The organism is Streptomyces sp. NPDC050997 (assembly GCF_040660135.1).
In the GTDB taxonomy this organism is placed as follows: Bacteria; Actinomycetota; Actinomycetes; order Streptomycetales; family Streptomycetaceae; genus Streptomyces.
Map to the genome: position 1 here is coordinate 68087 of NZ_JBFAGK010000012.1, position 20744 is coordinate 88830.

Sequence of the window (20744 nt, forward strand, 5' to 3'; positions counted from 1 at the left end):
CGGCAGGCCCTCGTTCCCTCGGAGGACCGGAAACGGCTCGGGCGGAGGATGTGGCCGGGGCGGGAGCCCGCCTAGCGTCCAGGGCGCCAGATATGTGGACCCAAGGAGCCTTCATGACCGAGCCGTTGATCGACCTGCGTGACGTGAGCCGCAGATACGACGACGGGCCGCCCGCCCTGCATGACGCGTCGCTGACCGTGTGGCCCGGTGAGGCCGTCGCGATCCTCGGGCCGTCCGGCAGCGGCAAGTCCACGCTGCTCAACCTGCTCGCGGGCCTGGACCGGCCGGACACGGGGACCGTCACCGTGGACGGCGTACGGGTCGACCGGCTGGGCGAGGCCGCGGCGGCACGCTACCGGCGCTCCAAGATCGGCATGATCTTCCAGTTCTTCAACCTGCTCGACGACCTGAACGTCGCGGACAACGTCGCGCTGCCCGCGCAGCTGGCCGGCACGGCCCGAGGCGAAGCGCATCGCCGGGCGGCGGAACTCCTCGAAGCCCTCGGCATCGCCCGGCACGGCCGCGCGTACCCGGGGCGGCTGTCCGGTGGTGAACGCCAACGTGTCGCGGTGGCCAGGGCGTTGCTGAACCGGCCGCCGCTGCTGCTGGCCGACGAGCCCACCGGCGCGCTCGACACGGCCTCAGGTCAGGACGTCAGCCGCCTGCTCAGGGAGCTCAACGCCGAGGGCCAGACCCTGGTCGTCGTCACTCACGATCTCGCCCTGGCCCGCTCCTGCACCGACCGCACGGTGCGGATCGTCGACGGCCGGATCGTCGACGGCCGGATCGCCGAGGACGTCAGCGCGGAGATGGCCCGATGAGCGCGCTGGGCCGGGTGGTGCGTTCAGGCGTGGGCCGACGCCGGGTGCAGACGCTCGTGATCGGGCTGACCGCGATGATGGCGGTCGCCGCGTCCGTCCTGGGAGGCTCGCTGCTGGTGGTCTCCGGTGCGCCGTTCGACGACGCCTTCGACCGGCAGCACGGCGCGCACCTGTCCGTCGAGTACGACGCGGCCCGCACCAGTGCCGGGCAGGCGAGGTCGACCGGGCGCGCCGATGGGGTGTCAGCCGCGGCAGGCCCGTTCCGCACGGTGTCGGTCACCCCACGCGTCCACGAGGGCGCGGATGCGTGGCCGATGACCGTCGCCGGCCGCGGCGACAACGGGGGAGCGGTGGACGAGCTCACGCTGACCGCCGGTCGCTGGGCCACTCGCCCCGGCGAGATCGTGCTGAACACAGACGCCTCGCCGTTCCTCACCCTCGGTCTCGAACTCACCTTCCCCGGCCTGCCCGATGCCCCCACCCTGAAGGTGGTCGGCGCTGCTCACTCGGTCACCCGGAGCGCCGACGCGTGGGTGACACCGGCGCAGGTCACCGAGCTCAGCACACCCGACCGCCCCGGCAGCTACCAGATGCTCTACCGCTTCACCGCCGCCGACACCGCCGCACAGGTCTCGGCAGGCCGCAAGGCCGTGACCGCGGGAGTCAAGGCGGTGACGGGGACGCAGTCCTGGCTCACCGTCAGGGCGTCCGCCGAGCGTGACACGGCGCTGTACGTACCTTTCCTCCTCGCGTTCGGCGTCCTGGGCCTGGTCATGTCGGTGCTCATCGTCGGCAACGTGGTTGCCGGCACAGTGGGTGCGGGGCTGCGCCGGATCGGTGTCCTGAAGGCCATCGGCTTCACGCCGGCGCAGGTCGTGCGGGCCTACGTGGGTCAGGCGCTGATCCCGGCGGCGGCCGGCACGGCACTCGGCATTTTCGCGGGACACCTGCTGGCCGTGCCGGTGATGTCCGAGACCGCGGACGTCTACGGCACCACCTCCCTGGCCGTCGTCCCCTGGGTCGACGCAGTCGTGGTCTCCGGTGTGCTCTGCCTGGTCGCGGTGACCGCGTGGGCGAGCGCCTGGCGGGCCGGCCGGCTGCGCACGGTCGACGCGCTCGCCGTCGGGCGTGCCGCGCGGACGGACCGCGGCCGGTGGGCGGCACGCCTGGCCGGACGGTTGCCGCTGCCGCGGCCGCTCGCGCTGGGGTTGACCCGCCCCTTCGCACGCCCCGCCCGTGCCCTGGGCATGGGGACGGCGGTCCTGTTCGGCGCCATCGCCATCACCTTCACCGTCGGCATGGGGGCATCGCTGGGCGAAGTGACGAAGGCCAGGGCCCACGACACCGCCGACGTCACCGTCGCCGCACCTCTGCCGGCACCTGGCCCCGGCGGTCCGATCGCTACGCCCGAGCCTGAGCCCGATGCGGCCGCCGTCGCCGCCGTGATCGACTCGCAGTCCGCGACTCGGACCTACTACAGCACCGCGTTGGCCCGGGCCACCCTGCCCGGCGTTGCCGGTACCACCGCGGTGGTCGCCTTCACCGGCGACGGCTCCTGGGGCGGTTACACCATGATCTCCGGCCGCTGGATCGCCAAGCCCGGAGAGGCCGTGGTACCCACCGCCTTCCTCAGCGCCGCCGGAAAACACATCGGGGACACCGTCACGCTGGGCGGTCTGGGCGAGGCGGTCACGGTCCGGATCGTCGGAGAGGTCTTCGACCCCCGCAACGAGGGTATGCAGGTGTTCACGGACGCCGCGACGCTCGCACCCGCGCACCCGGACCTGACGGACACCACGCAGCACATCGCGGTGAAATCCGGTACCGACGTGGCCACTTACGTCGAAGCGCTGAACAAGGGCCTGAAACCGCTCGCGGTCACCGCCCGGACCGGCGGGATCGATGGCGGCAGTGACATGGTCGTCACCCTGAACGCACTGTCCGCGCTTCTGACACTGATGCTCGTCGCCGTCGCAGCGCTGGGTGTGCTCAACGCGGTCGTACTCGACACTCGCGAACGTGTCCGGGAACTGGGCGTCCACAAAGCCCTGGGCATGACCCCCCGGCAGATGCTCGCGATGGTCATCGCCTCCATCGTCGTGACCGGACTGGCCGGAGGCGCCTTGGGCGTTCCGCTCGGCGTCGCCCTGCACGGCTGGGTCCTGCCCGCCATGGGCCACAGCGCCGGCCTCAACCTCCCCGACTCCGTACTCGCCGTCTACCACGCGAGCGAACTGGCCCTGCTGGTGCTGGGCGGCCTGGTCATCGCCGTCCTGGGCGCGCTCCTGCCCGCGAGCTGGGCCGCCAGGGTACGCACCGCCACCGCCCTGCGGACCGAATAGGCCGTCAGGGAGGTGGGATGCGGTCGTGTGTTTCGGTCGTACAGCCTCTGCCTAGGCTTTGTGGGCGAGCAGTTGAACTTCCTGGAACTGCCGCCGGTCGGTGGGCTGAGGCTCGCGAACCATCCGGGCCACCTCGGCCAACCCGGACTCGCGCAGCATCGCGGCGAGGTGATCAGGCCACCACCGGTAGGCCGGCGCGACCGCGTGATCGAAGACCTGCGTCGGGTGAGACGGATTCTCGCTTGCCGAAAAGCCGATCAGAAGGTGGCCGCCAGGTGCCAGCACACGATGGAACTCCGCCAGGATGACGGGGAGTTCCTGCGGCGGAGTGTGGATGATCGACCAACGTGAGAGTACGCCGCCCAGCATGCCGTCAGCGATGTTCAAGGCGGCCATCGAGCCCACGTCGAACCGCAGGTCCGGATAGGTCTGTCGAGCCAACTTGATCATCGCAGGAGAGGCATCGACACCAAACGCCGCCAGCCCCAACTCGTCCAGATGAGCGGTGATATGGCCAGGCCCGCACCCGAGGTCCGCGACCTGACCGTCCCCACCCTCACGTACGAACTCGGCGAAGGCACCCAAGATCGCGCGGTCCAGGGGACGGTCACGCAGCGAGTCGCGGAACAGCTCCGCATAGGTGGGGGCAGCAGCGTCGTAGGCCTCGCGGGTGGCGCTGAGGGCATCGTGTTCAACCATGCTCGCGACAGTAGTTCCTGGCGATGCGGCGAGCCGAGAGAATCACGATGATCACGTGTTGGGGAGTTCGATTCGTGCCTGTGTCGAGGCTCGGGCGAGGATCTCGTCGACGGTTTGGGCGGGGGTCTGTTCGGAGGTGTCGATCCAGAGCCCGAGGCGGGGTGTCTCCTGTCGCAGAACGTGATCGAGGGGGCCGATCGTCCAGGCGTCGTAGGCGGTCTTGGCCCTGGCGGTGTCGCGTGCGGCGATGGCGTCCGGGTGTGGCGTGAGGACGATCACGTGGAGAGGGCGGCTGCGGATCTGCGCGACCATCTCGGCCAGGTGTTCCCCGAGAATGACGTCCTGGGCGACCACGGTGAAGCCGGTCTCGAAGTAGCCGTCGATGACCTGCGCGGTCAGCTGATGACGCAGCCTTAGCTGTCGCACTGCTTCCTCGGACGGGTCGGCAGTCATCTCGGCTCGGCCGTTGACCACCATGCGCCGGAACAGATCCCCGCGCTCGGGCACTTCCACCGAGCACTGCGTCCAGGTGGGCCGTTGCAGCTTCTGTTTCACGTCGGAGACGAGTCGCAGTTGAAGACAGAGGGCTACGGCGGTCACCCGATGAAGGTCCATGTCCACCGCCGTCAGCCGGACCGGGTAGCAACTTGGCTGCGTGACGCCGGATTTGAGGTCGAGGCCCAGATGCTGCTCAACCCGGATGAGAAGGCCTCGCAAGCGTTTCTCTTCGCCCGTCGTAAGGCCTGCCGGTAGTTCGGAGAAGTCTCCCAGTCGGAGATCGGCGAAGGCTAGGAGCTGACCAAGACCGCTGGCGTCGACCGCCGTTCAGACGCGGTGTTCTGTTCGCCGCGCTGCAAGGTGAGGGGTTGGCGGCGCCGGGCGGAACCGTTCGGCGAACGGTCACAGTAACGCTGGGCGAACGCATCCCGGATCCAACTTCGGTCACCGAACGGCCATTTGCCGAGCAGCAGACACGCGGGCAGTTCACGGTCGGTGACCGCGCTCTGGAGATCGAGCCGATCTGGCGGCGGGGCGGCCTGGTCGGTGACACCTACGCATCGACACCACCGAACAGGCGATCAAGCGTCAGCCCTGCTGTCGTACGTCAGTTGGCAGTTCTGGATCTCTTCGCTGTGCTCGACGGTCCAGTCGTAGAGATGCCCGAATGGCTCGCGCAGGGACTCACCCAGCGGTGTGAGGGAGTATTCGACGCCGACGGGTGACGTCGGCAGTACTTTGCGCTGAATCATGCCGTTCCGCTCGAGGCGACGCAGTGTCTGGGTAAGGACGCGCTGCGTCACACCCTCCAGGCCGCGCTTCAGTTCATTGAACCGGGTGGGCCGTTCCAGCAGCGCCATGACCATCATCGACCACTTGTCCGCGATCTGGTCGAGGATCGGCCGGCTGGGGCAGTCCGCCCGGAAAACGGTACGTGATTCGGCGTCAGCTCCGTGCAGGTCGGTGTCCTTCATGTGCCTTGGTACTCCCAAAGTGCGTTCTTGACGATCCGAGCGGCGCCGCCGACGGTAGGTATGCATCGCATACTTACACGCCTTTGGGCAACCTAGGGAGACCTTCATGACGAACGATGCCTACTCCACCCTGCGCGTGAGCAGCGAACACGGCGTCGCACGGATCATCCTCGACAATCCCCCGGTGAACGTGATCGGCGCCACGATGATGCGCGAGCTCCGCACCGTGCTGACCACGCTCGCGGACGATTCATCGGTCCGGGTGATCGTCTTCTCGAGCGCCGACCCGGAACTCTTCCTCGCTCACGTGGACATGCGGATCGGGGAGAAGATGGACGTCCTCCAGGAACTCGCTGCGTCGGCGCCGGCGGACGTCAACGTGTTCCAGGCCGTCGGCGAGCTCATCCGCCACCAGCCCCAGGTAACCATCGTCAAGCTCGCCGGGAAGGCCCGCGGGGGCGGGGCGGAATTCGTGGCCGCAGCGGACATGGCATTCGCCGCCGTCGAAACCGCTGGACTTGGTCAGATCGAAGCGCTCATGGGCATCATCCCGGGCGGAGGCGGAACGCAGTACCTCCGGGACCGCGTGGGTCGTAACCGCGCACTGGAGGTGGTCCTCACCGCCGACCTGTTCGATGCCGAGACCGCGGCGTCCTACGGCTGGATCAACCGGGCCCTGCCGGCCGACGAGCTCGACGAGTACGTCGACCGTGTCGCTCGCAACATCGCCGCGCTGCCCGACGGTGTCATCGAAGCGGCCAAGTGCTCGCTGCCCGTCGATGACTTCAAGGAAGGACTCCTGCGTGAGAACGACGCCTGGGCAGCTACGTTCAGCCTGCCGGCCGCTCAGCGGCTGATCAGCGGGGGCCTGCGGGACGGGGCACAGACACCGGCCGGCGAACGCGACCTCGAGGGACTGATGCGCAGCGTCGCGCGCTGATCGTCGGACGTCCACCGGCACACGGACGTCCCCCGGCCCGGAAACGCGCCGAGGCGTCTGGCAGTTCAGGTGGGTCGGGTCCGTACGCGAAAACTTTTTGGCGGAATCGCCATCCCGCGAGCGAGATCTCACGTATGTCCTAGTGACGTGTGTGAGATGGAAGGGAAAGGATCATGTCGCTCTTTGGCCACCTGGTACCTGCCAAGAGGCACCCCAAGCACAAGAAGAACACCACCACGACTTCGAAGGGAAGGACGAGCCACCACCGCAAGCACCGCCGTCACACCAGCAGCACCGGCCACAAGTGACGCCGGTGTGCCCTCGGTGGCCGGTCGAGTCGATCTCCCGGCCGCCGTGGGACGACGTCCTGTGAGCCGCGTTCCGTGAAACTTCACCGGCACTCCGCCCGCGGCACCGCGCGGGCCCCGGCACTGCGGCGGTTGCTCACCGTCGCCGAGTCGTCGAGCGAGCAGATCGTCGCCGCCGCGCCGCCGCTGGCCGTCAGGCAGGTCTTCCGACGCTTCTGGCCCTACACACGCGGCGGGCGGCGTTGGCTACTGCTGCTCGTCGCGTTCTGTGTCGTCGGTCCCGCCATCGACGCGGCCGAGATATGGCTGTTCAAGGTCGTGGTGGACGAGGTGCTCGTCCAGCACGACCTGAGCCCGTTCCTGCCGATCGCGCTGGCGTATGTCGGGCTCAGCCTCGCTTCGGGCATCGTGTCGTTCGCCGACGACGTGACCAGCACCTGGGTCGGCGAGCGGTTCCTGCTGGCCCTGCGGGCGGATGTGTTCCGGCACGTGCAGCGCCTCTCGCTCGGCTTCTTCGAGCGGCGTCGGCTCGGCGACGTACTGGCCCGGGTCACCGGTGATGTCGACGCGGTCGAGACGTTCCTGCTCTCGGGGGTGGCCCAGGCCCTCTGGTACGTGATGCGGCTGGGCATCTTCCTCGGCATGCTCTTCTACCTGAGCTGGGACCTGACGCTCTTCGCCCTCGTCATCGTGCCGCTGTTCTGGTACGCGGCCCGGTACTTCTCCCGGCTGGTGAAGGCCGCCTCCCGGGAACGCCGCCGGCGCAGCGGTTCGGTCAGCGCGGTCGCCGAGGAGGTCCTGGGCAATATCGCCCTGGTACAGGCGTACAACCGCCAGGAGTGGGAGCAGGGCAGGTTCCAGCGCGAGAACCTCGGAAGGTACCGCGCCACCATGACCTCGACCAGGATCCGGGCCGTCTTCGGGCCGCTCGTCGACCTCGTCGAGATGAGCGGAGCCCTGCTGGTGATGGGGCTGGGCACCTGGCAACTGGCACGTGGCCGTCTCACCCTGGGGGAGCTGCTGGTCTTCCTGGCCCTGCTGGGCAAGCTCTACAGCCCGATCCGGGGTCTGTCCCACCTGAACAGCACCTTCTACGCGGCCTCCGCCGCCGCGGAGCGGATCATCGAGTTGCTCGACCAGCGCCCGCAGGTGAGCGAGGTGCCCGCCCGCGTGCCGCTCGAGAGTGTTCACGGGCGGGTGGAGTTCGACGGTGTCGGCTTCATCTATCCGGGGACCGAGCGGCCCGCGCTGTGCGACGTGTCGTTGTGTGTGGGGCCCGGCCAGACCCTGGCGGTGGTCGGGGCCAGCGGCGCGGGGAAGTCCACCCTCGCCAAACTCCTGCTGCGCTTCTACGACCCCGGTCACGGCGCCGTCCGACTCGACGGGAGAGACCTGAGAACCCTGCGACTGGCCGATGTCCGTGACAACGTGGCCGTGGTGCTCCAGGAGACGCTCGTCCTGCATGGCACCGTGCGCGAGAACATCCTCTACGGCCGTCCGGACGCGAGTGAGCGCGAGGTTGTCGCGGCGGCACGCGCCGCGGACGCGCACGACTTCGTCACCGCCCTGCCGGAGGGCTACGACACCGTCGTGGGCCAGCGCGGAAGGCTGCTGTCCGGAGGCCAGCGCCAGCGCCTGGCGATCGCCCGGGCCATGATCCGCGACGCGCCCGTCCTCATCCTGGACGAGCCGACCACCGGCCTGGACGCCGAGTCGGGCCGGCGTGTCATGGAGCCGCTGCGTCGGCTGATGGCCGGACGCACCACGATCGTCATCTCCCACAACCTGCTCACGGTCCGCGACGCCACCGAGATCCTGGTGCTCGAGCACGGCCGGGTCATCGAACGGGGAACACACCACGACCTGCTGGCGAGCGGCCCGACCTATGCCCGGCTGCACCGGCTCCACGCCCCCGCGGCCACGGGCCCCGTGCTGGAGACCTTCCCATGAACCGTCCGGACCTTCCCGTGCTGCAGGCGGTCCCCACGCGCCGGACGGATCCGCCGGCCCCGCCCCTGCCCCCGGGTGCGGCCCCGGTCGCCGGCTACGAAATCCTGGCCCACCTGACCCGGACCGGATGGCTCGATGTGTACGACGCCTGGAGCTACGAGCGGGACTGCCGGTGTCTTGTGAAGATGCTCCGTCCGGACCGTCGGCGCGAACCGCGGCTGCGTGAACGGCTTCTGCGGGAGGGCCGCTGGCTCCAGGCGTTCAGTCATCCACACCTGGTCCGTGGGTACGAAACGGTCGAGATGCCCGAGCCCCTCGTCGTCCTGGAGACACTGACCGGCGAGACCGTGACCCATCTCATCGACCGCCTGCGGCACCGGCTTGCCGCCCATGACCTGGCCTTCCTCGGCGTGCATCTGTGCTCCGCCCTGTACTACCTGCACGGCCGGGACCTGTTGCACCTGGACGTGAAGCCCTCCAACGTGATCATCGACTGCCGGCGCGCCAAACTGCTCGACCTGAGCGTCGCCCGCCCGCCCGGACCCGCGGACGCCGGCATCGGCACCCCCTGCTATCTCGCCCCCGAGCAGGCGCGCGGCGGAAGCCTCTCGGCCGCCGCGGACGTGTGGGGGGTGGGCATCACCCTGTACGAGGCCGCTACCGGTGACATCCCGTTCCCCACCGCCTTCCCGACCGACAGCGCGTCCACCACCACGGACGCAGAGCCGGCCGGCGAATCCGGAGCCGCACCGACACCCCCAAGCCTCAGCGGCACCTACAGCGGGCAGCACAGGTACCCGCAGCTGGAGGGCAGGGCTCCGCCCGTGGCCACCCGGCGCCGCCTGCCGCGCGGACTCGCTGTCGCGATCGACGCGTGCCTGGAACCGGACCCGGCTGCCCGGCCCGGCATCGGCTCTCTCGCCGAGGCGTTCGACGCGCTGCTGCCCTCGCACCGCAAGGACGTAGAACCGCCGACAGCTGGGTCCGCCATCGACCAATCCGTCCGGGAAGGTGGTACGTAGTAGTGATATGCACCATTTGGGTATTTCTCTGGAGCGGATGCCCGATGACGCGCTGCTGGCGGGATTGACGACCGACGACCCCGAGTTCGCGGTGGCGTTCGTCCGCCGGTTCCAGCACAAGATCTTCGGGGTGGCCATGACGGTCATCGGCGACGCCCAGCTCGCGGAGGACGTGGCCCAGCAGACCTTTGAGCAGGCCTGGCGGCACGCCCAGGTCTACGACTCGCGCCGCGGATCGGTCCGCACCTGGTTGACGGCCATCGCCCACAACCTGGCGATCGACGCCGTGCGCTCCCGTAGGGCGGTCCCCGTGGAGCCCACCCGGATGGCGCCCCTGCTGGAAGCGGCCACCGACACCCCCGAGCGACTGGCGGTGGCCGACGAGGACTCGGCTGAGTTGCGGCGGGCCATCGCGGATCTGCCACCGGGCCAGGCCCGCGCCATCGTCATGGCCGGTGTCTACGGAATGACCGCGCAACAGGTGGCTGACCTGGAGCGGGTGCCCCTCGGCACCGCCAAGACCCGGATCAGGACGGCGCTGGGCAAGCTGCGCGAGGCCCTGACGCACAGGCAGGACACGACATCATGACCGGCGACGACGCGTTCGGGTGCCCGCAGCTGCGGGACATCGCCGCCGAAGCGGCACTGGGAGTGCTGCCCGCCCAGGAGCGCGCCGCGGCTGTGGCCCACCTGCAGCGCTGCCCCAACTGCTTGGAAAACGTCCGGGAGTTGGCGCGCGCGGCCGACGAACTGCTGAACCTGATCCCGGGACGCGAGCCGCCCGTGGGATTCGAAGCCCGCGTGCTCCAGCGCATCGGACTGCCGCTCCGACGCCGTCGCCGGACACTGCGCCGACGGCTCGGCCTCGCTGCCGCAGCCGCTGTGGCGGCCGGAGCGCTGGCCGTGGGCGGATGGGCGGTCGGCTTCACCGCCGCACCCTCACCGTCCGCCACCAGCCCGACCCGGCCCGCCCCGCTGCTCAGCGCCGACCTCACCTCCCACAGCCAGGACGTGGGACGAGTCTTCGCCTACACGGGCAAGCAGCCCTGGGTGTACATGTCGGTGGACGCCGACGACCTTCGTGCGGGCGATCGGGCAGCCCTCCAGGGCAAGGTCACCTGCCGGATCGAACGGGCGGACGGCTCCAAGGCCGACATCGGCACCTTCTCCCTGGCCGACGGGTACGCCCACTGGGTCGCGTCCTACCCCGCCGGCTCGGCACCTGTGACCGGCGTGCACCTACTCGCTCCCGACAGCTCGGTCGTAGCCACTGCCACCCTCCGCCTGTCCGGCTGAGCGAGCAGCGCCCGCCGAAAACCGCCGCACGCCGGCCGGCCCCCATTGGCCTCGGAGGGCTGCCGCTTCAGGCGGCCTTGAGCAGCTCGGGCAGTTGGGTCGTGTCGATCAGGTGGGCGCGGGAGGGGAACACGTCGTTGGTCAGGATCCGATTGACTTCGGGGTCGGGGTCGGCGATGCCGTCGGTCAGGACGTAGACGCGATAGTCGCGGTCGGCGACGTCGATGAGGGTGGACAGGACGACGCCGCTGGTGCTGATGCCGGAGAGGATCAGGGTGTCGATGTCGCGGTCGCGCAGCTGCTGGTGGAGGTCGGTGGTGGAGCCCGCGCCGTAGCGGATCTTGCGTACGACGATGTCGCCGTCCTCGGGGGCGATCCGCACGTCGATCTGGGTGGCGGCCTCCTCGTGGTTGAGCATCTTCGCGGCGGCGACCGCGCTGAAGGACTTGTTGGTCTCGGGGACCGCGGCCCAGTCGTCGTCGGTGAAGGCGACGCGGACGTAGCCGATGGTGCCGCCGGCGGCACGGACGTCGGCGATGGCGCCGCCGACCCGCTCGACGAGCGCGTCGGCGCCTGGGATGTGGTCGATGATCCCGTACTGGAAGTCCATGGCCAGCAGGGCGGTCCGCTGGGGGTCGAGGGCGGGGGTGTTGCTCACGTGTGGGTCTCCTTGGTGGGTTGTTCAGTGGTGTCGGGGGAGTGGATGGTGCCGGTCTGTCGGTTCCGGCCACGCCCCATGAGGCGCCGGTCGAGGACGGTCAGCAGCAGGACGGCGACGCCCGCCGCGACCAGGACGAGGCCGAGGGAGTGCAGCCCCTGGTCGCTCGCGCCGTCGCGGAAGACGATGCTGCCGATGACGGACGAGGTGATGGTGCCGAGGTAGCCGAAGGTCCGGAACAGGCCGGAGGCGGTGCCGATCTGGTCGGGGGGCGCCGAGAGGTAGAGGGCGGTCTGGTTGCCGACCGTGGTGGCGGCTGAGGAGATGCCGAAGACCAGGGAGACCAGGACGATGACGGTCGCCGGGCTGGTCGAGGTGAGCAGCATGATGCCCGCCGAGCCGACCAGCATGCTCAGGGCCGCCACGACCAGCGGGCCGCGCACCAGGTTGCGGCGGGCGAGCGGGCCCGAGAGCAGCGCGGACACGGCGCCCATCGGCAGCAGCAGGAGTCCCGCCTGCACCGTGGAGAAGCCGTGCGCGGCCTCCATCCACTGCGTCATGCCGTACATCACGGAGTAGACGCCGAGCAGGGTGAGGGCCTGCCTCAGGTAGGTGCGGGCGAGGGCGCCGTTGGCGGCCAGACCGCGGAGGTCGAAGAACGGCGCGTTCGTGCGCAGTTCCCATACGACGGTGGGCGCGGCGGCCACGACGAAGACGACAAGCGCGATCCACCCGGGGTCCGGCAGGCCCGTCAGGAAGACGACCAGCGCGGTCATGGAGGTGGCGAAGCCGAGAATGCCGGGCAGGTCGATCCGGGCGGCCATGTCGCGCAAGCCGCTGTCCGCGCGGTCGAGCGGCGGATCCTTGGGGAGCCAGCGCACCGCCATCACCAGGGCGATCGCGGTGATCGGGATGTTGATGAGGAAGGCCCAGCGCCAGCCCGCGGCGCCCACCAGGAGCCCGCCGATCGGCGGGCCGATGGCGGCGGTGGCCATGCCGGCGATCGCGAGGCCGCCCAGCACTGAACCCGGCGGGGCGTCCAGGCCGGCGTCCTGGGCGCGGCGCCGGATCATCACCATCGCGCAGGGGAACGCCGCCGAGGTGCCGACGCCGATCAGGACCCGAGCGAGGCTCAGCATCGCGAGATTCTGACCGAAGCCGCCGACCAGCCCACCGAGCAGGACCAGCACGATGCCGGAGAGGAAGATCCGGCGAGGTCCGAGCACCTCGGCCAGCTTGCCCGCGGTGGGCTGGGCGACGGTGCTGGCCAGGTAGAGCGAGGAGACGAGGACGGCGGTGCGGCCGACCGAGACGTTCAGGTCGGCGGCGATGGGGACCATGGCAGTCGCGATGATGGAGCTGTTGACCGGATTGAGGGCGGAGCCCACGTACAGCGGCGTGGTGAACGGCCACGCGAAGGAGTCGCGCTTGGCCTCACCTGCCGAAGCGCCGCCCTGAGTGACGGCGGACTTCATATCGCGCCGCCACCGAGGTCGGCGTCGGCGAGCCGCTCCAGCAGCTCGATCGCCTTCTCCACGTCCTCACGTTCGTCCGGAGCGACGACCTGGTCGATGGCGCGCGCCAGGAAGGAGGCGCGGCCGGTCAGGAGCCTGTCGATCAGCTCGGTCGCCGATGGGTCGGCGCTCATCAGCTTCTTGCGGCCGTCCTTGGGGTCGGGCTCGCCGTGGACCAGCCCGGCGGCCTTGAGTACCGCCAGGCTCTGCGCGATGGCCTGCGCGCTGACGTGCTCCAGCGCGGCGAGCCGGGCCGCCGTGACGGGACCCTCCCGAACGACGCTCAGCAGGACACCGAGCTGCGTGGCGGTCAGGCCGGTCGCATGCTGCCCCGACTCCGCGCGCAGGCGTGCGCGCAGCCGCTTCATCGCGTCCTGGAGGCGCTGCGCGGACGCGGCAGACACGGCGGTCTGCAGCGGCCTGGGGTTCGTGTTCATGTCGCCCACCCTAAAACTCCGCAAGCAACTTTGCCAAGTTGCTTGCGGAGTTTTAGGGTGGGCGGTTCCAGTAGGGCCTTCCAGCAGAGCCTGGTCAGGTGCTCGCGCTGAGCGTTCCGCTGGTCGTCACGCTGATCCCGACGTTCGAACTACTGGGCAAGTACCGGCTGCTCAACAGCGTGCTGGGCATCTCCTTGGTCTACGCGGCCTTCATGACGCCCACCATCGCGCTGATCATGAGATCGGTGTTCGCCGCCGTCCCGCGGGAAATGCTCGAGGCCGCAAAGATCGACGGGTGCGGTGAGTTCGCCGCTCTGGTGCGCGTCGTCCTGCCGCTGAGCAGGGGCGGCTTCATCTCGGTGCCGCTGCTCGGGATCATCTTCGTCTGGAGCGAGGTCCAGTTCGCCGTCGTACTGCTCACCCGCCCGCAGAACCGCACGCTCGCGGCCGGGTTGCTCTCCTTCCAGGGCCAGTTCGTCAGCAACCAGGGTGCCTTCTTCGCCGGCCTGGTCATCGCGACATTCCCCATCGTCATCCTCTTCCTCATCTTCCAGCGCTACGTCACGAGGGGCATCACCCTGGGGGCGCTCAAGTGAGACGGGCGGCGCCACCTCCGGCTCGATCAGAGAGCACACGACATGACCCGCATTGAACGAATCGACGTTCGACTGGTGGATCTGGCGCCGGCGGCCGTCCGCGTCGACGCCATGCAGTCCTTCGTCAAGCAGGAGACCGTCCTCGTCGACCTCCAGACGTCCGACGGACTGTCCGGCACCGGGTACTCCTACACGATCGGGACCGGCGGGCGAGCGGTCGTGTCACTCATCACCGAGCACCTGGCCCCGGCGTTGCTGGGACAGGACGCCCGGCCGGTCGAGGCGTTGTGGCGGCACATGATCGACCAGACCCGGGCGACCACTACGGGGGTGATCACCTCGCTGGCGTTCGCCGCTGTCGACACCGCGCTGTGGGATCTGCGCGGCCGCCGCACCGGTGAGTCGCTGTGGCAGATGGCCGGCGGTGCCCACCCGCGGCTGCCCGTGTACGACACCGAGGGCGGCTGGCTGCACCTGCCCGTCGAGGACGTGGTGGACGGTGCGAAGCGGTCTGCCGCGGCCGGAATGGGCGGAGCGAAGATCAAGGTGGGAAAGCCGTCGCCGGCCGAGGACGCCGAGCGGCTCGCGGCCGTCCGGGAGGCGGTGGGTCCCGGGTTCGAGGTGATGGTCGACGCGAACCAGGCATTCACCGCCGCGGAGGCGATCCGTCGTGCCCGGACGTACGAGCCGCTCGACATCGCATGGTTCGAGGAGCCGTTGCCGGCCGACGACCTGCGCGGACACCAGCGGCTGGCGGCCTCCACCTGTGTGCCGGTGGCGGTGGGGGAGTCCCTCTACTCCGTTCAGCGTTTCGGCGACTACCTGGCCGCGGGCGCGGTCGGCATCATCCAGCCCGACGTGGCCCGCGTCGGCGGGATCACCCCGTGGCTGAAGGTGGCTCACGCCGCTGAGGCGTTCAACATCGCGGTGAGCCCGCACTTCCTCATGGAACTGCACGTCAGCCTCGCCGCAGCCGTGCCGAACGGGATCTACGTCGAACACATCCCGCAACTGCGGGCGGTCACGCGCAGTTCGCTGGTCATCGAGGACGGCTGCGCGACACCTCCCGACGTACCCGGCATCGGCATCGACTGGGACCCGGACACGCTCGACGACCACCGAGTGGCCTGAGTGGGTGCCCGACCAGCCGTCGCCCCGAACACGACCCCCCGGACAAGGAGAACCGATGAAGCGGGTGGCCACCGTCATCAGGCTGAAAACGGACAAGGAGAGTGAGTACCGGGCGATGCACGCGGCCGTGCCACCGGACGTGCTGGCCGCGCTGCACCGCGCACACATCGCCAACTACTCGATCTTCCTGCGTGACGGTCTGCTGTTCAGCTACTACGAGTACACCGGAGACGACCTGGCCGCGGACCTCGCCCGGCTCGCCGAGGACGAGGTGACGCGGCGCTGGTGGCAACTGACCGATCCGTGCCAGCAGCCCGTCGCATCGGCGGCCGAGGGCGAATGGTGGGCACCCATGGAGGAGGTCTTCCACGACGAGGGTCCGCGCGACCATCGGGTCTGAGCTCGACCACTGCGAGCCGGTCTTGAACCGCCGGATCACGGGACTGCCACCGCCCGGCGTCGAGCCGAACCAGGCTCAGCCGAGACCAAGATGAGCGGCCCACAACGCCCCGGCACGGCTGGCAGCGCCGGCGATCAGGGCCGCCAGTTCGGGCTTGTCGGGGACAGGGAACGAGACGTATGCGCCCCGACCACCACCGACTGGTCGGCCATAGGCCTTTGCGGCGAGGTGACCGTCCGGGAGGAGCCGGACATTGAGTGTGGTCAGCGTGAACGCTTCACCGCGTCGAGTGTCCGTCCAGCGCAGTGCCTGCGGGATCGTGACATTGATCGCCAGAGCACTCACTTCCAGGTCGCTGTTCATGGACGGACGATCTCACGATCCGGAGTCGGTGGTGCGCGAGTCGGCGTACGCATCCCGTACGCGGATGATCTCCGCCGTGCGCTCGCCCGCGTCGGACACCCGGCCCGCGCCTTACGCCAGGCGACCGCCCAGCGACGTACGCCACGCGGGAGACGGCACGGGTGCGCCGGGTGCGGGGGAGCGGCGGCCGCCGTGGGCGAAGAAGTCGGCGAGCGGCAGGATCGCGGCGCCCACGGTCACCGCGTCCGGCCCGAGCCTGCCCAGCTCGATGCCGACGCGTCCTGCGGGGTACCGCAGCGCGTAGGCGAGGGCGTGGGTGCGCACCGACTCCAGGAATCGCGAGCCGAGTTGGAGGCCGGCCCAGCCGCCGATGAGGATGCGTTCGGGCTGGAAGAGGTTGATCAGGTCGGACAGGCCCGCGCCCAGATACTCCGCGGTCTCGGCGAGGACGGCCGCCGCCACCGGGTCCGGCGCACGGCCGTCCTCGGGATAGGCCGCCGCGAGCATCGCCGTCAGCGCGGTCTCCTCGTCGGTGTCGTACGGCGGCTGCCCGCCCGCCTCCTGCCAGCGTGCGATGAGCGCCTCGGCGCCCGCGTACGCCTCCAGACAGCCCAGTGCCCCGCAGCGGCACCGCCGCCCCTGCACCCGTACGGTGAGGTGGCCCCATTCGACCGCCCGGCCGTGCTCCACCTCGTCCGTGACCACGCACGCGCCGACGCCCGAACCGAAGAGCACCACCACGGCGTTGCGCGCGCCGCGTCCGGCGCCGAACCACATCTCCGCCTGGCCGAGCGTCTTGGCGCCGTTGTCGATGAAGTACGGCACGTGCTCGGGGAGCAGACCCGACAGGCGCAGCATGCTCTCCAGTGGGACGGCGTCCCAGCCGATCGTCTGACCGTGGACGATCGCGCCGTCCTCGCCGGAACGCTCGACGATGCCGGGCATGCCTATGCCGACGCCGAGGAGTTCGTCGGCGGTTATCCCGGCTGCCTCGAGGACCTCGGCGACACCGTCGCGGATGTGACCGACGATGACGTCCACGTCGTACGCCTGCCGACCCTTGTGTGCCAACGGGCGTTCGGTGCGCGCGAGTTCCGCCAGCGAGAGGTCGAACAGCTCCACACGTACCCGGGTCTCGCCGACGTCCACGCCGATCATGTGCCCGCTGCCGGGGACGACGCGCAGCAGGGTGCGCGGGCGGCCGCCGTCGGAGCCGACGCTGCCCGCCTCCTCCACCAGACCGTCGGCCAGCAGTTCGGCTATGACGTTGCTGATGGAACCCGAACTCAGCCCGGTGGCGGGCGCGAGCGAGTGGCGGCTCATCGGCCCGTCGAAATACAACCGTTGTAGAACGGCGGTGCGGTTCTCCCGCCGCAGGTCATGGACCGTCCGGCCGTTGCGCGCTGCCACCTGACCTCCTGATTTTCCGGCGTCGCTGGACAAGATACCCGTGCCGGATCTCTTGACGCTTCTTTCTCTCGAGGTTTAACTCACGTTCTAAATTAAGCCATGAGGGGCTTCGGAAGTCGAACGGGGTATCGTTCCGGAGCTGCCTCGGGTTCTCGACTCCCGGAAAGGGACACCTGGAGCCATGCGCAGCATCCGAGCCGCGGCCGTAGGCGCCGTCACCATGTCTTTCGCCCTTGCCGCCTCGGCCTGCGGAGGCGGTTCGTCGACCGGCGGGGGATCCAACGACTCGCCGAAGACGCTCACGTACTGGGCCTCCAACCAGGGCGCCAGCATCGCGGTGGACAAGAAGGTCCTCCAGCCCGAACTCGACAAGTTCGAGAAGCAGACGGGCATCAAGGTCAAGTTGGAGGTCGTGCCCTGGTCGGATCTGCTCAACCGGATCCTGACCGCGACCACGTCGGGCCAGGGCCCGGACGTGCTGAACATCGGCAACACCTGGAGCGCCTCCCTCCAGGCCACCGGGGCGCTGCTGCCGTGGGACGCGAAGAACTTCGACAAGATCGGCGGCAAGGACCGCTTCGTCGACTCGGCCCTCGGCTCGACGGGCGCGCAGGGCAAGGACCCGGCCGCGGTGCCGCTGTACTCGATGGCGTACGCGCTCTACTACAACAAGAAGTTGTTCGCCGAAGCGGGTATCGCCAAGCCGCCGGCCACCTGGGACGAGCTGATCGCCGACGGCAAGAAGCTCTCCAAGGGCGGTAAATGGGGCCTCGGAGCCGAGGGCGCGAGCCTGGCGGAGAACATCCACCACACCTTCGTCTTCGCCAAGCAGCATGGCGCCGACTTCTTCACCGCCGACGGGAAGCCGGACTTCACGAACGACGGCGTGGTCACCGCGGTCAAGCAGTACGTCGACCTGATGGCGAAAGACAAGATCATCGCGCCGGGCAACGCCGAGTACGCGCAGAACCAGTCCGTGAGCGACTTCGCCAAGGGTACGAACGCGATGCTGCTGTGGCAGTCCGCGTCCGCCAACCTCAAGTCGCAGGGCATGAGCGACGACGCGTACGGCATCGCCCCGATGCCCGTGCAGTCCGGCACTCCCGGAACCGGCACGAACGTCAACTCGATGGTCGCGGGCATCAACATGGCCGTCTTCAAGAACACCGACAACATCGACGGCGCCACGAAGTTCGTGAAGTTCATGACCGGCGACGCTGAGCAGAAGATACTCAACACGGCGTACAGCACGATCCCGCCGGTCAAGACCACCCAGTCGGACGCCGCCTTCAACACCCCGGCGAACGCGGTCCTGAAGGACACCCTCGCCAAGAGCGCCGCCGCGCTTCCGCAGGTCGCCGACGAGTCCCAGTTCGAGACGGCGGTCGGTACGGCCGTCAAGGAGCTGTTCGCCGAGGCGGCCGCCGGACGCCCGGTGACCACGGACGGGGTGAAGGCCAAGCTCGAGAAGGCCCAGCAGCAGATGCCGACGAAGTGAGCGCGAGCACCGACATGACCACCACGACCGCCTCCGCCGAGTCCGGCGAGCGGACGGTGCGCAAGAACTCCCCCGGTGCGGCGCGTGGCCCGCGCCGCACCGGGCGGATCAAGCGCATCGGACTGCCCTACCTGCTGCTTCTGCCGGCCCTGCTCCTCGAACTCCTGGTCCACCTGGTGCCGATGGTCATCGGCATCGTGATGAGCTTCAAGGAGCTCACGCAGTTCTACATCCGCGACTGGGGCACCGCGCCCTGGTCCGGCCTCGACAACTACCAGGTGTCGGTGGACTTCGACGCGCCCGTCGGCGAGGCGCTGCTTCACTCGTTTCTCGTCACCATCGGCTTCACCCTGCTGTCCGTCGGCCTGTGCTGGCTGATCGGCACCGCGGCCGCGATCTACATGCAGGACACCTTCCGCGGCCGCGGCCTGCTGCGCGCCCTGTTCCTCGTCCCGTACGCGCTGCCCGTGTACGCGGCCGTCATCACCTGGGTCTTCATGTTCCAGCACGACAACGGCCTGGTGAACCACGTCCTGCACGACCAGCTGCACCTCACCGACAAGCCGTCCTTCTGGCTCATCGGCGACAACAGCTTCGTCGCGCTGCTCACCGTGTCCGTGTGGAAGGGCTGGCCGTTCGCCTTCCTCATCGTCATGGCCGGCCTGCAGAACATCCCGGGCGAGCTGTACGAGGCGGCCGCCCTCGACGGGGCCGGCCTGTGGCAGCAGATCCGCCGCATCACCCTGCCGTCACTGCGCCCCGTCAACCAGGTCCTGGTCCTGGTCCTGTTCCTGTGGACGTTCAACGACTTCAACACGCCGTACGTCCTGTTCGGCAGAACGCCGCCGGAGGCCGCGGACCTCATCTCGGTCCACATCTACCAGGCGTCGTTCGTGACCTGGAACTTCGGCACCGGCTCCGCCATGTCCGTCCTGCTGCTGCTCTTCCTGCTCGTCGTGACGGGCGTCTACCTCCTGCTGACCTCCCGAGGAAGGAAGACGGCCGATGTCTAGCACCTCTTCGACGGCCCGCTCACCGATGGCTCCGCCCCGGTCCTTCCTCTGGTCCCGCCGGATCTTCCTCACCCTGCTCACCGGCTTCGTCCTGCTGCCGGTGTACGTCATGGTCTCCAGTTCGCTGAAGCCGCTCGCGGACGTCTCGGGGAAGTTCCGGTGGCTGCCGAGCAGCCTGACGATCCGCCCGTACATCGACATCTGGTCCACGGTCCCGCTCGCGAGGTACTTCCTGAACTCGCTGATCGTGGCGGGCGCCGCGACGGTCTGCTCGGTGGTGATCGCGGTCTTCGCCGCGTACGCCGTCAGCCGCTACAACTTCCGGGGCAAGCGCGTTTTCACGGTCACCGTGCTGTCCACCCAGATGTTCCCCGGCATCCTCTTCCTGCTGCCGCTGTTCCTGATCTACGTCAACATCGGCAACTCCACCGGCATCGCCCTGTTCGGGTCGCGCGGCGGGCTGATCCTGACGTATCTCACCTTCTCGCTGCCGTTCTCGATCTGGATGCTGATCGGGTACTTCGACTCGGTGCCGCGCGACCTGGACGAGGCGGCGCTGGTGGACGGCTGCGGACCACTCGGCGCGCTGCTGCGGGTCGTCGTGCCGGCCGCGATCCCCGGCATCGTCGCGGTCGCCGTCTACGCCTTCATGACCGCCTGGGGCGAGGTGCTGTTCGCGTCGGTGATGACCAACGACACCACCCGCACGCTCGCCGTCGGGCTCCAGGGCTACTCCACGCTCAACAACGTGTACTGGAACCAGATCATGGCCGCCTCGCTCGTCGTCAGCGTCCCCGTGGTCGCGGGTTTCCTGCTCCTCCAGCGCTATCTCGTCGCCGGGCTGACGGCCGGAGCCGTCAAATGACCGACTCCC

The 20744-nt window shown here is 69.2% G+C and carries 21 protein-coding genes and 1 pseudogene; 14 read left to right on the forward strand and 8 right to left on the reverse strand.

Annotation, left to right across the window (positions count from 1 at the left end; genetic code table 11):
* The first annotated feature begins 113 nt into the window (after positions 1 to 113).
* Both AB0H86_RS26125 and AB0H86_RS26130 read left to right on the forward strand, forming a co-directional pair.
* Complete coding sequence (locus AB0H86_RS26125) at positions 114 to 821, forward strand: ABC transporter ATP-binding protein (protein WP_362443436.1); 708 nt, start codon at positions 114 to 116, stop codon at positions 819 to 821.
* Positions 818 to 3163: an FtsX-like permease family protein gene (locus tag AB0H86_RS26130; protein WP_362443439.1), complete on the forward strand. Its 2346-nt coding sequence runs from the start codon at positions 818 to 820 to the stop codon at positions 3161 to 3163. Before AB0H86_RS26125 ends, AB0H86_RS26130 begins: the two co-directional genes overlap by 4 nt.
* Before the next feature lie 51 nt (positions 3164 to 3214).
* On the opposite strand, the gene AB0H86_RS26135 is transcribed toward AB0H86_RS26130, so the two are convergent.
* Together AB0H86_RS26135 and AB0H86_RS26140 are read right to left on the reverse strand one after the other, a co-directional pair.
* Positions 3215 to 3862, reverse strand: a complete 648-nt coding sequence (locus tag AB0H86_RS26135; RefSeq protein ID WP_362443442.1) for a class I SAM-dependent methyltransferase — start codon at positions 3860 to 3862, stop codon at positions 3215 to 3217.
* 51 nt (positions 3863 to 3913) lie between these two features.
* Positions 3914 to 4462, reverse strand: a complete 549-nt coding sequence (locus tag AB0H86_RS26140) for a hypothetical protein (RefSeq protein ID WP_362443445.1) — start codon at positions 4460 to 4462, stop codon at positions 3914 to 3916.
* Between AB0H86_RS26140 and AB0H86_RS26145 the strand changes: the two are divergent.
* A pseudogene (locus AB0H86_RS26145) lies at positions 4346 to 4615 on the forward strand (SAM-dependent methyltransferase); the annotation flags it as partial. The gene AB0H86_RS26140 and the pseudogene AB0H86_RS26145 sit on opposite strands and share 117 nt — an antisense overlap.
* 326 nt (positions 4616 to 4941) lie before the next feature.
* Here AB0H86_RS26145 and AB0H86_RS26150 read toward each other — a convergent pair.
* Positions 4942 to 5334, reverse strand: a complete 393-nt coding sequence (locus AB0H86_RS26150; RefSeq protein WP_362443447.1) for a helix-turn-helix domain-containing protein — start codon at positions 5332 to 5334, stop codon at positions 4942 to 4944.
* A gap of 106 nt (positions 5335 to 5440) precedes the next feature.
* On the opposite strand from AB0H86_RS26150, the gene AB0H86_RS26155 reads away from it, so the two are divergent.
* From AB0H86_RS26155 to AB0H86_RS26175, 5 genes are all read left to right on the forward strand, one after another.
* Positions 5441 to 6274 (forward strand): enoyl-CoA hydratase/isomerase family protein, encoded by an 834-nt coding sequence (locus AB0H86_RS26155; protein ID WP_362443450.1) that lies wholly within the window; start codon positions 5441 to 5443, stop codon positions 6272 to 6274.
* A 383-nt stretch (positions 6275 to 6657) separates the two neighbouring features.
* Positions 6658 to 8532: an ABC transporter ATP-binding protein gene (locus AB0H86_RS26160; protein ID WP_362443453.1), complete on the forward strand. Its 1875-nt coding sequence runs from the start codon at positions 6658 to 6660 to the stop codon at positions 8530 to 8532.
* Complete coding sequence (locus AB0H86_RS26165; protein WP_362443456.1) at positions 8529 to 9554, forward strand: serine/threonine-protein kinase; 1026 nt, start codon at positions 8529 to 8531, stop codon at positions 9552 to 9554. The genes AB0H86_RS26160 and AB0H86_RS26165 overlap by 4 nt, the downstream gene beginning before the upstream one ends.
* Before the next feature lie 37 nt (positions 9555 to 9591).
* A complete protein-coding gene (locus AB0H86_RS26170; RefSeq protein WP_362443459.1) occupies positions 9592 to 10143 on the forward strand; it encodes a sigma-70 family RNA polymerase sigma factor in 552 nt (183 codons plus the stop codon).
* A complete protein-coding gene (locus AB0H86_RS26175) occupies positions 10140 to 10850 on the forward strand; it encodes a hypothetical protein (RefSeq protein WP_362443462.1) in 711 nt (236 codons plus the stop codon). Before AB0H86_RS26170 ends, AB0H86_RS26175 begins: the two co-directional genes overlap by 4 nt.
* A 67-nt stretch (positions 10851 to 10917) precedes the next feature.
* On the opposite strand, the gene AB0H86_RS26180 is transcribed toward AB0H86_RS26175, so the two are convergent.
* The 3 genes from AB0H86_RS26180 to AB0H86_RS26190 are packed head-to-tail and all read right to left on the reverse strand — an operon-like array spanning position 10918 to position 13459.
* Positions 10918 to 11508, reverse strand: a complete 591-nt coding sequence (locus AB0H86_RS26180) for a cysteine hydrolase (protein WP_362443465.1) — start codon at positions 11506 to 11508, stop codon at positions 10918 to 10920.
* Complete coding sequence (locus AB0H86_RS26185; protein ID WP_362443468.1) at positions 11505 to 12983, reverse strand: MFS transporter; 1479 nt, start codon at positions 12981 to 12983, stop codon at positions 11505 to 11507. Before AB0H86_RS26185 ends, AB0H86_RS26180 begins: the two co-directional genes overlap by 4 nt.
* Positions 12980 to 13459: a MarR family transcriptional regulator gene (locus AB0H86_RS26190; RefSeq protein ID WP_362443471.1), complete on the reverse strand. Its 480-nt coding sequence runs from the start codon at positions 13457 to 13459 to the stop codon at positions 12980 to 12982. Before AB0H86_RS26190 ends, AB0H86_RS26185 begins: the two co-directional genes overlap by 4 nt.
* A 98-nt stretch (positions 13460 to 13557) precedes the next feature.
* Between AB0H86_RS26190 and AB0H86_RS26195 the strand changes: the two genes are divergently transcribed.
* From AB0H86_RS26195 to AB0H86_RS26205, 3 genes are read left to right on the forward strand one after another with little or no spacing between them, the layout of a single operon-like run.
* Positions 13558 to 14055, forward strand: a complete 498-nt coding sequence (locus AB0H86_RS26195) for a carbohydrate ABC transporter permease (RefSeq protein WP_362443474.1) — start codon at positions 13558 to 13560, stop codon at positions 14053 to 14055.
* Between the two features lie 42 nt (positions 14056 to 14097).
* Entirely contained in the window at positions 14098 to 15186 is a 1089-nt protein-coding gene (locus AB0H86_RS26200) for a mandelate racemase/muconate lactonizing enzyme family protein (protein WP_362443477.1), read from the forward strand.
* Positions 15187 to 15241: 55 nt separating this feature from the next.
* Complete coding sequence (locus AB0H86_RS26205; RefSeq protein WP_362443480.1) at positions 15242 to 15586, forward strand: L-rhamnose mutarotase; 345 nt, start codon at positions 15242 to 15244, stop codon at positions 15584 to 15586.
* A gap of 75 nt (positions 15587 to 15661) precedes the next feature.
* Here the strand turns inward: AB0H86_RS26205 and AB0H86_RS26210 are convergent, their stop codons facing one another.
* Positions 15662 to 15949, reverse strand: coding sequence for a hypothetical protein (locus AB0H86_RS26210; RefSeq protein WP_362443483.1), 288 nt, complete (start codon positions 15947 to 15949; stop codon positions 15662 to 15664).
* A 111-nt stretch (positions 15950 to 16060) separates the two neighbouring features.
* Positions 16061 to 17359: an ROK family transcriptional regulator gene (locus AB0H86_RS26215; RefSeq protein ID WP_362443486.1), complete on the reverse strand. Its 1299-nt coding sequence runs from the start codon at positions 17357 to 17359 to the stop codon at positions 16061 to 16063.
* 181 nt (positions 17360 to 17540) lie between these two features.
* Between AB0H86_RS26215 and AB0H86_RS26220 the strand changes: the two genes are divergently transcribed.
* From AB0H86_RS26220 to AB0H86_RS26230, 3 genes are read left to right on the forward strand one after another with little or no spacing between them, the layout of a single operon-like run.
* Positions 17541 to 18857 carry a sugar ABC transporter substrate-binding protein gene (locus AB0H86_RS26220; protein ID WP_362443489.1) on the forward strand — a complete coding sequence of 439 codons (1317 nt, stop codon included), beginning with the start codon at positions 17541 to 17543 and terminating at the stop codon, positions 18855 to 18857.
* A gap of 14 nt (positions 18858 to 18871) precedes the next feature.
* A complete protein-coding gene (locus tag AB0H86_RS26225) occupies positions 18872 to 19870 on the forward strand; it encodes a sugar ABC transporter permease (protein ID WP_362443492.1) in 999 nt (332 codons plus the stop codon).
* Between the two features lie 25 nt (positions 19871 to 19895).
* Positions 19896 to 20735, forward strand: a complete 840-nt coding sequence (locus AB0H86_RS26230; protein ID WP_362443911.1) for a carbohydrate ABC transporter permease — start codon at positions 19896 to 19898, stop codon at positions 20733 to 20735.
* The last annotated feature ends 9 nt before the right edge of the window (positions 20736 to 20744 follow it).

Excerpts from the sequence above, each read along its gene's own strand:
- AB0H86_RS26230 (WP_362443911.1), top strand. The coding sequence starts at position 19,896 with ATGGCTCCGCCCCGGTCCTTCCTCTGGTCCCGCCGGATCTTCCTCACC.
- AB0H86_RS26165 (WP_362443456.1), top strand. The coding sequence starts at position 8,529 with ATGAACCGTCCGGACCTTCCCGTGCTGCAGGCGGTCCCCACGCGCCGG.
- AB0H86_RS26130 (WP_362443439.1), top strand. The coding sequence starts at position 818 with ATGAGCGCGCTGGGCCGGGTGGTGCGTTCAGGCGTGGGCCGACGCCGG.
- AB0H86_RS26175 (WP_362443462.1), top strand. The coding sequence starts at position 10,140 with ATGACCGGCGACGACGCGTTCGGGTGCCCGCAGCTGCGGGACATCGCC.
- AB0H86_RS26125 (WP_362443436.1), top strand. The coding sequence starts at position 114 with ATGACCGAGCCGTTGATCGACCTGCGTGACGTGAGCCGCAGATACGAC.
- AB0H86_RS26185 (WP_362443468.1), bottom strand. The coding sequence starts at position 12,983 with ATGAAGTCCGCCGTCACTCAGGGCGGCGCTTCGGCAGGTGAGGCCAAG.
- AB0H86_RS26190 (WP_362443471.1), bottom strand. The coding sequence starts at position 13,459 with ATGAACACGAACCCCAGGCCGCTGCAGACCGCCGTGTCTGCCGCGTCC.
- AB0H86_RS26220 (WP_362443489.1), top strand. The coding sequence starts at position 17,541 with ATGCGCAGCATCCGAGCCGCGGCCGTAGGCGCCGTCACCATGTCTTTC.
- AB0H86_RS26205 (WP_362443480.1), top strand. The coding sequence starts at position 15,242 with ATGAAGCGGGTGGCCACCGTCATCAGGCTGAAAACGGACAAGGAGAGT.
- AB0H86_RS26225 (WP_362443492.1), top strand. The coding sequence starts at position 18,872 with ATGACCACCACGACCGCCTCCGCCGAGTCCGGCGAGCGGACGGTGCGC.
- AB0H86_RS26150 (WP_362443447.1), bottom strand. The coding sequence starts at position 5,334 with ATGAAGGACACCGACCTGCACGGAGCTGACGCCGAATCACGTACCGTT.
- AB0H86_RS26155 (WP_362443450.1), top strand. The coding sequence starts at position 5,441 with ATGACGAACGATGCCTACTCCACCCTGCGCGTGAGCAGCGAACACGGC.
- AB0H86_RS26210 (WP_362443483.1), bottom strand. The coding sequence starts at position 15,949 with ATGAACAGCGACCTGGAAGTGAGTGCTCTGGCGATCAATGTCACGATC.
- AB0H86_RS26170 (WP_362443459.1), top strand. The coding sequence starts at position 9,592 with ATGCCCGATGACGCGCTGCTGGCGGGATTGACGACCGACGACCCCGAG.
- AB0H86_RS26200 (WP_362443477.1), top strand. The coding sequence starts at position 14,098 with ATGACCCGCATTGAACGAATCGACGTTCGACTGGTGGATCTGGCGCCG.
- AB0H86_RS26135 (WP_362443442.1), bottom strand. The coding sequence starts at position 3,862 with ATGGTTGAACACGATGCCCTCAGCGCCACCCGCGAGGCCTACGACGCT.